Source organism: Bifidobacterium apis, from assembly GCF_036986835.1.
GTDB lineage: Bacteria > Actinomycetota > Actinomycetes > Actinomycetales > Bifidobacteriaceae > Bombiscardovia > Bombiscardovia apis_A.
The window spans coordinates 202632-215920 of sequence record NZ_BTXD01000001.1; the positions used below are offsets into that span (position 1 = coordinate 202632).

The window sequence follows — 13289 nt, forward strand, 5'->3', positions numbered from 1 at the left end:
GTCGACAGGAATCGGGTTCTGTTTCAGTCCTTGGCGGGGCCTACCAGGGGAGCGATCCTCTTGTCCCAGGCATCCAGGGCCGAGTTGATGACCTGGTGCATGTCGTAGTAAGCGTAGGTGCCCAGGCGGCCGCCGAAGATCACCTTTGGCTGCTGGGCTGCCAGTTGCTTGTACTGGGTGTAGAGGGCCCGGTCGTCGCTGGTGTTGATGGGGTAGTAGGGCTCATCGCCCTTGCCGGCGAAGCGGCTGTACTCCTCCCAGACCACGGTGCGCTCATGGTTCTGCCGGTCGTAGCGTTCGGGGTTGAAGTTCTTGAACTCGATGGCGCGGGTGTAGGGCACGTCAGGATCGGAGAAGTTCATGACCGGGCAGCCGAAGTGGTCGTCCTCGTCGTAGCGGCGCTCCTTGAAGTCCACGGTCCGCCACTTGAGCTCGCCCAGACGGTAGTCGAAGTAGCGGTCGACCGGGCCGGTGTAGACCACGGGGACCTGTCCCACCAGAGCATCCCGGTTCCAGGGCTGGGAGTTGTCGAAGAAGTCGGTCTTCAGGCTCACCTGGATGCGCGGGTCGTCGATCATCCGCTCGAACCAGGCGGTGTAGCCGTCCTTGGGCAGGCCCTCCCAGGTGTCCTTGAAGTAGTGGTTGTCGTAGTTGAACCGCACCGGGAGCCGCTTGATGATTGAGGCGGGTAGCTGGGAGGGGTCGGTCTGCCACTGCTTGGCCGTGTAGTTCTTGATGAAGGCCTCGTACAGGGGGCGGCCAATCAGGCTGATCCCCTGGTCGTTCAGGTTACCCGGGTCGGTCCCGGCCAGCTCGCCGGCTTGCTCCCGGATCAGTTCCCGGGCCTGCTGGGGGGTGTAGTGGGCGTGGAAGAACTGATTGATGGTGCCCAGGTTGATGGGTAGGGGGTAGACCTCGCCCTTGTGGGTGGTGTAAACCCGGTGGGTGTAGTCGGTGAATTCGGTGAAGCGATTGACGTACTCCCAGACCTTGCGGTTGGAGGTGTGGAAGAGGTGGGCTCCATACTTATGGATTTCGGCCCCAGTCTCCTCGTCCATGTAGGAGTAGGCATTGCCGCCGATGTGGTCGCGCACGTCGATGATCCGTACCCGGGCCCCGCTGTGCTCGACCGCCTGCTGGGCCACGGTCAGACCGAACAGGCCAGCGCCCACAATCACCAAATCAGCATCCATGTCAGCCATTCGTCTTAAGCCATCCATCCCTCGTCGCTGTGATGCCGGGCTAGCTATTATCTATTGCCAGGTTCCGGCATGATCCGTGATCAGCCGCTGGAGTACGGCGATCCTGTTGCCTACATGCTAGCGGACAGATCTGGTCAGGGAAGCTGCGGGCGGCAATGTCGACCGAATACGCACCTGGCATGGATGGGTTGGCGCTTTTCAGTGGACAAGTGGAGCCTGTCTGCTATCATAGTGACTTGCTCTCACGTGGCGTTATGTCACCCAATCCCCCCAGGGCAGGAATGCAGCAAGGGTAAGTGGCCTCTGGCGGGTGCGTGGGAGTTTTCCATGTGTGTCCTGCCCGAGCTGGCTGGAGTCGTGAAAACAACGCGTTAGTCGGACGGGGTGTCGGCTGTCGACCCAGGGGTTGGATAGAGTCTTGAGGTATGACCAACAAGCACAAGCAGGGCGAAGCACAGCAGACCTGGTACCGGAGCCCGAATGAGCAGACCGAAGAGGATGGCAGTCATGTTGACCGGGATCCCCTGACTTCTCGCCCACGGATTTCAGCCCTGGTCCTGTGCCTGGTCGCCGGCCTGGCCTGCCTGGGTCTGTCGGCTTTGGTTTGGTGGGCGGCCGTCTGGACTGTGCCCGGGCAGACCTATGACGACATGGCCCTGACCAACTTCCGAGGTTTCCTTGACCAGGCGCCCCTGGTCAAAGCCTACCTGGGACTGTTCACCATCCCTTATGTGACTGTGGTGATCTGCGTGGTGCTGGGTCTTGTAGCCCTGGCGGTAGTTTTGGCCCGCCGCCGGTGGTGGCTGCTTGGCCAGGTCGCGGTTTATGCTCTGGTGGTTTACGGGGCTGCGCGCATTCTCAAACGCTTCCTGCCTCGCCCTGTGCTGATCCATGCCCAGGCCTCCGCAGCCAACTCGGCTCCATCCGGACACACCATCCTGGCTCTGGCGGTGGTCCTGGCCCTGCTCTGTGTGGTGCCGCGTGTTTGGAGGGCTCCGGTCGCCTTGGTGGGGTTCGCCTTTGACCTGTCCGTGGGCTGCTCCCTGGTCCAGGGCGGCTGGCACCGCCCCTCAGACGTAATCATGGGCATTCTTATTCCGGTTGGTCTCTGTCTTATTGCTCTGGCCGCCACTCGAGGCACCGGGATGGATGTTCCTGGGACCAGAATGTCCTCGGCTTCGATCCAGATTGTCTCCACACTGATGTTGGTTGCGGGGTTCCTGGGGGTTCTCTACGCCTGCTATGTTATCTGGCAGGTCAGTCCTGGTCTGGAGATTGGAGCCCGGTGGACGGCCTATGGGGTGCACTGCTCGGCTGTCATAATGATGGCCTCGGTTCTGTCACTGACCTTGGGACTGGTTCTGGCGATGAGGCAGATTACGGCCTCGCCTTTGACCAGGATGGGCCTTGTCGGTCGGCCTCCGGCTCCGCCCCAAAATGACTGAGGTTGATTTTTGGCGTACTGAACGCGTCTGATTTATTCACCATCAAACTCGGGGATCCACACCCGCGCACATAGCCCCTTGATTTGCATGGTGACGGAACCTCGTGAGTAAGATGGCGTGCGAAAGAACACAATATAAGGAGAGGCCATGGCATCCGGCAATAAGCTCGTCATTGTTGAGTCGCCAACCAAGGCAAAGAAGATCGGCGGGTACCTGGGCAAGGGCTACACGGTCATGGCTTCAGTGGGCCATATCCGCGACCTGGCTCAGCCGTCGCAGATCCCGGCCTCCCAGAAGAAGGCCTACGGCAAGTTCGGCGTAGACGTGAACGATGGCTTCAAGCCCTACTACATTGTGGACGATAAAAAGAAGCACACGGTATCCGAACTCAAGAAGGCGCTGAAGAATGCCGACGAGCTCTACCTGGCCACTGATGAGGATCGTGAGGGGGAGGCCATCGCCTGGCATCTGGTCCAGACCCTTAAACCCAAGGTGCCGGTAAAGCGCATGGTCTTTCATGAGATCACTCCAGAGGCCATCAAGAATTCACTCAAGCACACCAGGGACGTGGATGCCCACATGGTCGACGCCCAGGAGACCCGCAGGGTGCTGGATCGGCTCTATGGCTACGAGCTTTCGCCGGTGCTCTGGCGCAAGGTGGGTCCGGGGCTGAGTGCCGGGCGTGTCCAGTCTGTGGCGACTCGGCTGATTGTGGAGCGCGAGCGTGAGCGCATGGCCTTTGTCAAGGCCTCCTACTGGGATCTGCTGGCGCATTTGGTGCAGAAGGATGCCAAGGAATCGGCGTCGTCGAGTGGTTTTCAGGCGCGCATGATCAGCCTGGGGGAGCAGCGGCTGGCGGTCTCCAAGGACTTCACATCCAAGGGTCAGCTGACGCAGGCTGCTGCCAAGGAGCAGGTCCTGCAGCTGGATGAACAGCATGCCCGGAGCCTGGCAGAGGCTTTGAAAGATCAGGACTTCACGGTGACGGGTATGGAGACCAAGCCCTATCGGCGGCGTCCCCAGCCCCCATTCACCACGTCTACCCTGCAGCAGACGGCTGGCAACCGGCTGGGCATGAGTTCCAGGGCTACCATGCGCGCTGCCCAGGGGCTCTATGAGAACGGGTTCATCACCTACATGCGTACCGATTCGGTCACCCTCTCCCAGGAAGCCATCGCAGCTGCCCGCAAGGGGGTCGAGCGTGAGTACGGTGCCGAATATCTTTCGGCCAAGTCCAAGCAGTATGTGACCAAGACCGCCGGCGCCCAGGAGGCCCACGAGTGCATCCGGCCCGCCGGTTCCACCTTCCACAGGCCCCAGGAGCTGGCCGACCGCCTGGCCCCTGATCAGCTTAAGCTCTACACCCTGATTTGGCGGCGAACCCTGGCTTCACAGATGGCCGACGCCACCGGGTCCACAGCCACTATCCGCCTGTCGGCGCAGGCGGGCAGGGAGGGTACGGCCCTCTTCCAGGCTTCAGGCACTGTCATCAAGTTCCCCGGTTTCCTCAAGGCTGTGGGTTCTGGCTCTGAGCAGAGCGATGAGGATTCATCCCTGCCTCCAGTCCAGAAGGGGGATGTGCTTCGCGCCGCCTCCGTAGAGCCTGAGGGACATGAAACCCAGCCGCCTGCACGCTACACCGAGGCCTCCCTGGTCAAGACCCTGGAGGCCAAGGAGATCGGCAGACCTTCCACTTATGCCAGCATTATTTCGACCATCATCGATCGTGGATACGTTTACGAGCGCGGTCGTGCCCTGATCCCATCCTGGCTGGCCTTTTCGGTGGTCAGATTGTTGGAGACCAACTTCCCCAAATACGTGGACTACCAATTCACGGCGCAGATGGAGAACGGCCTGGATATGATCGCCCATGGTAAGGAGCGAGGCAAGGACTGGCTGACTAGGTTCTACTTCGGCTCGGGCCCTGGTGCCGCTCAGAACGCTGACCAGGCTCATCAGGGCTTGCAGGAGCAGGTGGCCCAGCTGGGAGACATCGACGCCCGCAAGATCAACACCATCGAGATAGGGGATGGTCTGCAGGTGAGGGTCGGCCGCTATGGTCCCTATCTTGAAGATACGGCTAACCTGGATGCCGACGGAAACCCTAAGCGTGCTTCGTTGCCGCCCACTATGGCCCCGGACGAGCTGACTGTGGCGGCGGGCCATGAGCTGATTGCAGCCAACGCCGGCGGTCCCCGTCAGCTGGGCAAGGATCCACAGACCGGCGGTCGCGTCGAGGTGCGCAAGGGCAGATTCGGGCCCTATGTGGCTCTGATCAGCCCTGAGGAGGAAACGGCCGAGCAGAAAAAGCCGTCCGGCAAGACTGCACGCACGGCCAAACAGACTGCTCCTAAGCCCAAGATGGCATCGCTCTTCAAGACCATGGATCCGGATACGGTCACCCTGGAGGATGCTCTGAAACTGCTCAGCCTACCTAGGACGGTTGGGAGCATCGAACTGACTGATGCCAAGACGGGAGAAACCAGCCAGGCCACTGTCACGGCCAGCAACGGCCGTTATGGCCCCTATCTGACGGCCACCAAGGCCGATGGCGGCACCGAGACGCGTTCGTTGACCGACGAGGGGCAGATTTTCTCTATCGACCAGGCCGGGGCTAAGGCCCTCTTTGACCAGCCCAAGTACGGGCGGCGTTCCCGGAGCGCGGCCAAGCCTCCTCTTCGTGAGCTGGGTACGGACCCTGACAGCGGCAAACCCGTCACCATCAAAGACGGGTTCTATGGTGTCTATATCACCGACGGACAGACCAACAGGACCCTGCCCAAGCAGTACACGGCCCAGTCCATCGAGCCGGAGGTGGCCTTCCGCCTGCTGGCGGAGAAGCGCGCGGCCGGACCTGCTAAGCGGCGCGGCCGGACCACCAGCAAGTCGACCGCGCGAAAGTCGACTGCCCGCAAGTCGGGGTCCAGCAAATCCACGGCTGGCAAGTCGACCACTCGCGCCCGCAAAACCACAAAGAAGACTAAAACTACCAAGACTTCCAAAACTAGGGAGCATCAGGCATGAGCGATGGTTTGTTCATTTCCTTCGAGGGCGTGGATGGTGCAGGCAAAACCACCCAGGTCCAACAAGCACACAACTATCTGCAGGAGCGTGGCCTGCGGTCCCTGGTTACCCGCGAGCCAGGCGGTACCCCTGTCGGATTGACTATTCGGGAACTCGTCCTTCACGGGTTGGCCGCTTTTCCCTCGGTCGCCGTGACCGGAGGTACCGACGTGGTTGATGCCTCCGACGATCTGGCCCCCAGGACCGAGGCCTTGCTCTATGCGGCGGATCGGGCTGAGCATGTGGCCCAGGTGGTGCGTCCGGCTCTGGAGCGAGGAGACATTGTGCTCTGCGACCGCTATCTGGACTCCTCAGTGGCCTATCAGGCCGGAGGCCGTGATCTGTCGGCGGATGTGATTCGTCGGCTGAGCTTGTGGGCCAGTCAGGGTTTGCTGCCCAAGCGCACCTACCTGCTGGACGCGGATCCGTCTCAGTCCAAGTCGCGTCTGGATCATGAACCCGACCGGCTGGAGTCGGCTGGCGATGACTTTCAGCAGCATGTGCGTCAGGCATTCCTGCAGCTGGCACAGAAGGAGCCCGACCGGTTCCTGGTTATCGATGCCACCCAATCCATCGACCAGATTTGGCAGATCATCCAGGACGATTTGGACAAGTTGGTCGAAGGGCGCGAGCCGGATCTGCCTCAGGTAGACGATGAACTCCCGGATGTCGATGATGACACTGATGACACTGACGCCCAGGACGATGCCGACGAGGATGAATCGACGGCAGGATATGAGGATGATGAGCAGGGTGCCGAGTCGGACTGGACCGAGGTTGCGGATACGTCCGATCAGGCACCGGAAGCTGACGCTGACCAGGATGACCAGCCCATGGAGGCAGGAACAGTCGGCGGGGATGCTGACGACAATTCGGTTCCTGTGGATTCTCGCGCTCGCTGGCTGCTCCGGTCCCGGCTCCTGCGGAAGACCCGATGAGTGTCTGGGATGCCATCGTGGGCCAGCAGCCCACGGTCGAGCTACTCAAGCGGACGGTGGCCGCTCAGGCGCAGGGCCATGACGAGGTGGCACAGTCCTGGCTGATCTGTGGCCCTCCTGGTTCAGGTCGCTCCAACCTGGCCCGAGCTTTCGCGGCAGCCCTGATCAGTCCGGATCAGGGATTGAGCGACCAGCCTACCCGCGTCACTCAGCAGGTTCTGACTGGAACCCATCCGGATGTGACCATACTGTCCACCAACAAGGTCACCATCGGCATCAACGAGGTCAGGGAGCTGATCATGACCTCGGAGCAGATGCCCTCAACCTCGCGCTGGCGGGTCATCATCATCGAAGACGTGGATCGGATGCTGGAGCGGACCACCAATGTATTGCTCAAGGAGATCGAGGAGCCGGCCGAACATACTATCTGGCTTCTGTGCGCACCCAGCGCCCAGGATGTGCTGCCCACCATCCGTTCGCGGACCAGAGTGCTCAACCTGGCTGTGCCGTCCAACACTGCAGTGGCTGATTTTCTGACTGATCAGGTGGGGGTGGACCGGCCCCTGGCCGCCAAGGCCGCCCGCCTGGCCCAAGGGCATATTGGCATCGCCCGTCTCTACGCTACCAGGGATCAGGTCCTGGCCGACCGTGATGAGCTTGTGGTGGGTCTGCTGGGTCTTAGGCGTGCTTCGGATGCCGTGATCCTGGCTGGCCGAGTGGTGGATGCGGCTCGGGATCAGGCCACCGCCACCGTGGACGATGAGGTGGCCAGGGACGAGCGGGAGTTTCGGCAGATCAACGGGCTTAGGGACAAAGAACGTATTCCCCGGCAGCTGCGTGGGGCCTATCATGCCCTGGGCGGCAAGGATCAGGTTCGCCGTCGGGTCACCAGACTGACCCGGGATGTGCTGGACCGTAACCTAAGCACCCTGGCCAGCGTCTATCGAGATGTGGGCGTCCTGCAGAATGGCGCCGAGGAAAAGGCCGGCCTGGTCAATTTGGAAAATCGGGCGGCAATTGCCGATCTGTCCGTCAGGCTCTCCAGGCAGGGGGCCATCGACCGCATTCAGCTGATTGCCCGGGCTCGCAGGAGGCTGGCTGCCAACGGTTCCCCGCTCTTGGTCTTCGAAGCCCTTTTCTGCACTCTGCTGGTCTGAGTATGACACAATTGCCGTAATTGTCGGCCAAGGATGAACTTGACCTCGTCGGCTGGGCGGGCGAGAATCGAATCATGAGGATTATCACTGATTTCGGCACTATTCCCGATCGGTACGCAAAGCGCGCCCCTCAGTCCCTTACCCGCAAGGGACGTCCCGTGGTCTCCTTCCCCTTCCGGCTCGAGGATGTGCCCCAGGAGGCCCGCTATCTGCACTGGATGTTGGTGGATCCTGACTCTGTGCCTGTGTGTGGCTTCCCCTGGATTCACTGGTCCCTGGCCAACCTGCCCGTAGACGCTCTGGCTGCCCTGCAGCCTGATGCGGGCGGAAGCTCCGTTTTGGCCATTCCCGAGGACTTCTCCAGAAATCTGTCTAATCTGATTCCCGGCGTGCCCCAAGGACGCACCTCGGCGGCCTCGCCCCTGGTCATGGAGGAGGAGATCGCCGACGATCCCGCCGTACTTATGCGTTATAACGGCCCCACGCCTCCAGACCGGGTTCATGACTATGTGCTGTCGGTCTGGGCCACACAAGAGGCGTTGCCCGGCCTGGAGGAGGGGTTCTGGCTCAATGCCCTGGCCCATGCCATCCATTCCGCCCAGCCGGTAGCCGCAGCAGCTCGGGCCTGGCTGCCCGCCGATGCATGAGGATTTGATTTAGCGCACATCTCCTGATATTGGGACTGATATTGGGGTTGTCTGGCACTAGAGTGAGGCCATGCCCCAAGTGCGCAGACGGACGTCATCCCTGTCTACACACGCAGTCGGTTGGACAAGTATCCTCCGACCTCCGGGCTGGTGATGACAGTTGACCGCGACCAGATAAAAGGAAGACGCTTACATGCCCTGCACCACGCTTCTGATAGGCAAGAATGCCAGTTACGACGGGTCCACCATCATCGCTCGGAATGAGGATTCAGCCAACGGAGAGTTCCGTCCCAAGCGTTTCGTTCTGGTCACTCCCGACCAGCAACCCCAGCACTACCGCAGCGTGATCAGCCACCTGGAGATGGATCTGCCCAAGGATCCTATGCGTTACACTTCGGTGCCCAACGCCGTGCTCGATCAGGGGCTCTGGGCCGAAGCAGGCGTTAACAGCGACAATGTGGCCATGTCAGCCACCGAGACCATCACTACCAACGAGCGTGTTCTGGGTGCAGACCCGCTGGTGGAGCTCACCCCTGCACAGGGCCGTCCCGGCGATGAGGGCTATCTGGCCGAGGTGCCCGGAGGTATCGGCGAGGAGGATCTGGTCACCATCGTCCTGCCCTATATCCACTCGGCACGGGAGGGTGTCAAGCGGTTGGGCTCCCTGCTGGAGCGCTATGGCACCTATGAGATGAACGGCATCGCTTTCAGCGACGTGGATGAGATCTGGTGGATGGAGACCGTGGGCGGCCACCATTGGATCGCCAAGCGGGTGCCCGATGACTCCTATGTGACCATGCCCAACCAGCTGGGCATCGACGAGTTCGATCTGGACGACGCTTTCGGGGATCAAACCGACCACCTCTGCTCGGCCGACCTGCGGGAGTTCATTGCCGACAACCACCTGAACCTGGCTGTGGAGTCAGCTTCGCCCTTCAATCCCCGTGATGCCTTTGGCTCCCATAGCGATTCAGACCATGTATACAACACGCCTCGCGCCTGGTACATGCAGCGTTTCCTCAATCCCTATGACGAGATCTGGGATGGGCCGGACGCTGACCATGCCCCCACCAGCGACAACATCCCCTGGTGCCGCCAGCCCGAGCGTCTGATTACCGTGGAGGATGTCAAATACTTGCTCAGTTCCCACTATCAGGGCACGCCCTACGATCCTTATGGGCGGACCGGCGACGAGCACACCAAGGGGCTCTACCGGCCCATTGGTATCAACCGCAACGACCAGCTGGCCCTGATCCAGCTGCGCCCTTACCGGCCTGAATCCTGCCGGGCCATCCAGTGGATGTCCTATGGATCCAACGCTTTCAATGCACTGGTTCCCTTCTATGCCAATGTGGAAAGAACGCCTGATTATCTCGCCAACGCTACGGATCGTGTCTCCACCGACAGCCTCTACTGGTCCGATCGGCTGATCGCTGCACTGTGCGACTCGGCCTTCGCCGGCACTTCAGCTGCAGTCGAACGCTACCAGCAGAGTGTTGGGGGAGAGGGCCATCGTCTAATCGCCGCTGCGGACGAACAGGTGGCCAGGCTGGAGGGCGCCGATAAGGGCACGGACAACCCCGAGGTCCGCCAGGTCCTGGAGGCTGCAAACCAGGACATGGCCGACCGCCTGCGCAAGGAGACCGATGACCTGCTGGGCCAGGTGCTTTATACAGTCAGCATGGGCATGCGCAACGGATACCATCTGTCCGACAACTGAGCCATTCGATCGACAAGGATCATAAAGGAGGAGAGCCTCATGACGGGCTTCGACGATTACGTCAGGCCATATGGCCTGTTTGAGAAGATCGATGCTTTCGGCTACCTGAAGGATCTGCAGGATCATCCGGATATGCCGCGCAAGCATGGTCAGGTGCTGCTGGTTACCGCAGACACCCCGCTCAAGGCATCGCGTGGGGAGGGCAAGACCACCACCACCATCGCCCTGATCGATGCCCTGCGCGCCCGGGGAGTGGATGCCGCAGCTGTCCTGCGTCAGCCCAGCATGGGCATTACCGCAGCAGGATCCAAGGGTGGCGCCTCTGGTGGCGGCAAGTCCTCCCTGACGCATCCTGAGCTGGTGGACTGGGGTCTGTGCGGGGAGATGGCGGCCATCGAATCCGCCCAGAACCTCTTGGTCTCCTTTGCGGAGAAAGCTGTGGACGAGGGTCGGTTGGACACCGTCCTGGTTCCCCGGGTCAGTGAGGTGCCATCGCGATCCCTGCGGCAGATCACCGTGGACCGCGGCAAGGGCGACCTGCCTGAGCGGACCGTGCTGACGCCCACCTGCGAGCTCATGCAGATTGTGGTGCTCTCCCGGAGCATGGAGGAGATCGAACGGCGCGTGGCCGCCATGGTCGCGGGAACCCTGGATGGCCGCCCGGTCACCTTCGGAGAGTTTGTGGATCTCTGGCGGATCACCGGCATTCTGACCGATGCCGTCAAGCCAGCCTTCACTCAGACCCTGGAGGGCTCCCCGGTCTACGTGCATGGCGGGCCATTCGCCAACGTCTCCATCGGCATTCCCAGCCTGGTGTCCGTGGAGATGGCCTGCGCCCGGCATGACGTGGTCGTCGTCGAGGCGGGCTACGGAGCCGATGCCGGCGCCCAGAAATGGCTGGACATCGCCGCCCGCGAGTATGGGGCCCAGTGGCCGGCCGCCGCCGTGGTCGTCACACGTGCCACCACCTGGCGGGACGATCCCAAGCTGAGCTGGCGCTATCCCTTCCACGTGCATCGTCTGGAGGGACTGGGTATCCCCACCTTCCCGCTGATCAACCTCTGGGAGGGCGAGGATGACCAAGTGGATTCCTTGCGGGAGACCGCCGATGGCCTGGGCTTCCGCAAGCCCATCGCGGGCAACCTCTTCCGTGACGGGGGCAAGGCCCTTGAGCCTCAGCTGGACGATCTGATCAAGGCCTTGCAGGAGCCCACGAACGCCCATGCGGATACAGCCAGCCTGCATGATATGTCCGTGCCGGATCGGATCCGCTGGATCGCCCAGAGCGCCTACGGCGTGCCGGCTGATCGGGTCGTCGAGCGTGAGGGCTTCCAGGACAGCCTCCAGGCGGCCTCCGACCTGTGCAGCAAGGCGGGCGTTTCCCTCGAAGATCTGGTGGTGGTGGCGGTCAAATCGCCGGCTACCATGACCGACGATGACCGGGCCGACCAGGACAAGCGCACAGTCACCTTGAAGAAGGTCGAGGCCCATACGGGTGCCGGCCTCCTGCAGGTGAACCTGACCACTTCCCTGACCACGCCCATGCCCAAGATCGTCTGAGCAGGCTGTGCATGGATTCGACAGGTCTGTGACGCGCCGTGTTGCGGGCCTGCCGAAACCGTGTATAGTATCTACTTGGCTCTTGAAAGTGCCCTGCCCCTATAGCTCAGTTGGCTAGAGCAGCTGACTCTTAATCAGCGTGTCCGGGGTTCGAGCCCCCGTGGGGGCACAGAGTCAAAGCCCAGCAATCGTAATGGTTGTTGGGCTTTTCCTTTATCTACGCTAAGGCCTGCAAGCCCCAAAATGTATACTAAATGTATACTAAATTACATCAGGGGAATTCTGGCACTCTCGACCTAAGATGAGATCTTGCCGAAGCGGGACGCTTTGAGGTCTGTTGATTAATCGGCTGGTGTGTTCCTCACGTTGCCTGTCTGCCGCCCTTCACCTACGCGGCGATGGTCGTGAGGTATCTTGATGATGGCAGAAGAGCAGGGAGCCTGCTCTCTTGGGCAGGCATAAGGGGGCTGGCGTTGACGTATGTGACCATTCGCGATGTGGCTGAGCAGGCGGGGGTGTCACCCACTACCGTTTCGCAGATCCTGCACGGCAAAGGCCGCTTTTCAAGCAAGACCAGAAAGTTTGTGCTGAGTATGGTCAAGTCCATGGGTTACGTGCCCGACTCCCGGGCCCGAGCCATGCGCTCTGATCCGGTCAAGACGGTGGGGCTGTTGGTGCCGGACTTGCGTAACGCCTATTTCGCCGACATGGTTGCCTCCATGGAGGAGGAGCTCTATGCCCGCGGCATTTCGACGCTGATTGGTTCTTTCGGCGAGGATTCGGCTCGACAGGACTCTTTTTTGCGCAACATCATGGGCCAGCGGATCGATGGGGCCATCGTTGTGCCCAAAGGGGTGCCCACCCATGGTATTGAGGATGTAGTCAGGTGGGGGCTGCCATTGGTCTTCGTGGATCGACGGGTGCCTGGTCTGACTTCGGTGCCTTACATCGTTTCGGACCCCAGCCAGGGTATACGTCAGGCACTGCAGGCCCTTTTTCAGAAAGGTCATCGACGCGTCGGATTCGTCTCGCATTCCTCGCTGGCTTCGACCACCCTCTATGAGCGGGAGAGCGCCTTCCGTGAGCTGACTGCCGAGATGATGCCGGATTGTGACTGCCCGGTCGTGGATTGCCAGGGGGGATATGACTCGCGTGTGGCGGGGCTGGATGTGCTGATGGCCCACCAGGTCACGGCTGTCATCTTCGGCTACTCGCCGGACGCCATCACCATGATCGGGTTGATGCAGAAGCGTCAGCTCGTCATTGGCGTGGACATCTCGGTGGTTTCCTTTGATGACATCGAGGTCTTTCGGCTTATGACCCCGCAGGTGTCGGTCATATCCCAACAGGCCCAGGAGATGGGTCGCCGAGGTGTGCGGGAAGTGCTGGAGCTGATCGGGGCCCGTGAGAATGCCGCTGACGATGACGGGAAGGCTCCTTCGCCGCAAGAGGCCAATGACAGCAGGGAGCGGCACATGGTAGCTATTCCTACCATCTTCATTGCCAGGGATTCGGTCGGCCCGCTGCATCGTGACTGATTGCAAGGCTCTATACCAG

8 protein-coding genes, 1 tRNA gene, 1 other RNA gene and 1 pseudogene are annotated in these 13289 nt (G+C 61.2%); 10 read left to right on the forward strand and 1 reads right to left on the reverse strand.

Annotation, left to right across the window (positions count from 1 at the left end; all coding sequences use genetic code 11):
- Positions 1-23 precede the first annotated feature (23 nt).
- Positions 24-1202 carry a UDP-galactopyranose mutase gene (gene glf, locus AACP62_RS00780; RefSeq protein ID WP_198187845.1) on the reverse strand — a complete coding sequence of 393 codons (1179 nt, stop codon included), beginning with the start codon at positions 1200-1202 and terminating at the stop codon, positions 24-26.
- A gap of 236 nt (positions 1203-1438) precedes the next feature.
- Between glf and ffs the strand changes: the two genes are divergently transcribed.
- The 10 genes and pseudogenes from ffs (at position 1439) to AACP62_RS00830 (ending at position 13270) form a co-directional block, all read left to right on the forward strand.
- Positions 1439-1529, forward strand: an RNA gene (ffs, locus tag AACP62_RS00785) — signal recognition particle sRNA small type.
- A gap of 98 nt (positions 1530-1627) precedes the next feature.
- Positions 1628-2647, forward strand: coding sequence for a phosphatase PAP2 family protein (locus tag AACP62_RS00790; RefSeq protein WP_198187846.1), 1020 nt, complete (start codon positions 1628-1630; stop codon positions 2645-2647).
- A gap of 147 nt (positions 2648-2794) precedes the next feature.
- Positions 2795-5671 carry a type I DNA topoisomerase gene (topA, locus tag AACP62_RS00795; protein ID WP_198187848.1) on the forward strand — a complete coding sequence of 959 codons (2877 nt, stop codon included), beginning with the start codon at positions 2795-2797 and terminating at the stop codon, positions 5669-5671.
- Positions 5668-6321, forward strand: a pseudogene (gene tmk / locus AACP62_RS00800) (dTMP kinase); the annotation flags it as partial. The gene topA and the pseudogene tmk, both read left to right, overlap by 4 nt.
- Positions 6322-6644: 323 nt before the next feature.
- A complete protein-coding gene (locus AACP62_RS00805; protein WP_339345706.1) occupies positions 6645-7805 on the forward strand; it encodes a DNA polymerase III subunit delta' in 1161 nt (386 codons plus the stop codon).
- A gap of 74 nt (positions 7806-7879) precedes the next feature.
- Positions 7880-8452, forward strand: coding sequence for a YbhB/YbcL family Raf kinase inhibitor-like protein (locus AACP62_RS00810; protein WP_339345707.1), 573 nt, complete (start codon positions 7880-7882; stop codon positions 8450-8452).
- Between the two features lie 193 nt (positions 8453-8645).
- The gene (locus AACP62_RS00815; RefSeq protein ID WP_339345709.1) at positions 8646-10172 is read left to right on the forward strand and encodes a C69 family dipeptidase; all 1527 of its coding nucleotides are present in this window, start codon (positions 8646-8648) and stop codon (positions 10170-10172) included.
- Positions 10173-10211: 39 nt separating this feature from the next.
- The gene (locus AACP62_RS00820; RefSeq protein WP_339345711.1) at positions 10212-11732 is read left to right on the forward strand and encodes a formate--tetrahydrofolate ligase; all 1521 of its coding nucleotides are present in this window, start codon (positions 10212-10214) and stop codon (positions 11730-11732) included.
- Positions 11733-11827: 95 nt separating this feature from the next.
- A tRNA-Lys gene (locus AACP62_RS00825) sits at positions 11828-11901 on the forward strand.
- Between the two features lie 328 nt (positions 11902-12229).
- Positions 12230-13270, forward strand: coding sequence for a substrate-binding domain-containing protein (locus tag AACP62_RS00830; protein WP_339345713.1), 1041 nt, complete (start codon positions 12230-12232; stop codon positions 13268-13270).
- Positions 13271-13289: the final 19 nt, after the last annotated feature.

Coding starts and splice junctions, on each gene's coding strand:
- glf (WP_198187845.1), bottom strand. CDS start 1,202: ATGGCTGACATGGATGCTGATTTGGTGATTGTGGGCGCTGGCCTGTTC.
- AACP62_RS00790 (WP_198187846.1), top strand. CDS start 1,628: ATGACCAACAAGCACAAGCAGGGCGAAGCACAGCAGACCTGGTACCGG.
- topA (WP_198187848.1), top strand. CDS start 2,795: ATGGCATCCGGCAATAAGCTCGTCATTGTTGAGTCGCCAACCAAGGCA.
- AACP62_RS00805 (WP_339345706.1), top strand. CDS start 6,645: ATGAGTGTCTGGGATGCCATCGTGGGCCAGCAGCCCACGGTCGAGCTA.
- AACP62_RS00810 (WP_339345707.1), top strand. CDS start 7,880: ATGAGGATTATCACTGATTTCGGCACTATTCCCGATCGGTACGCAAAG.
- AACP62_RS00815 (WP_339345709.1), top strand. CDS start 8,646: ATGCCCTGCACCACGCTTCTGATAGGCAAGAATGCCAGTTACGACGGG.
- AACP62_RS00820 (WP_339345711.1), top strand. CDS start 10,212: ATGACGGGCTTCGACGATTACGTCAGGCCATATGGCCTGTTTGAGAAG.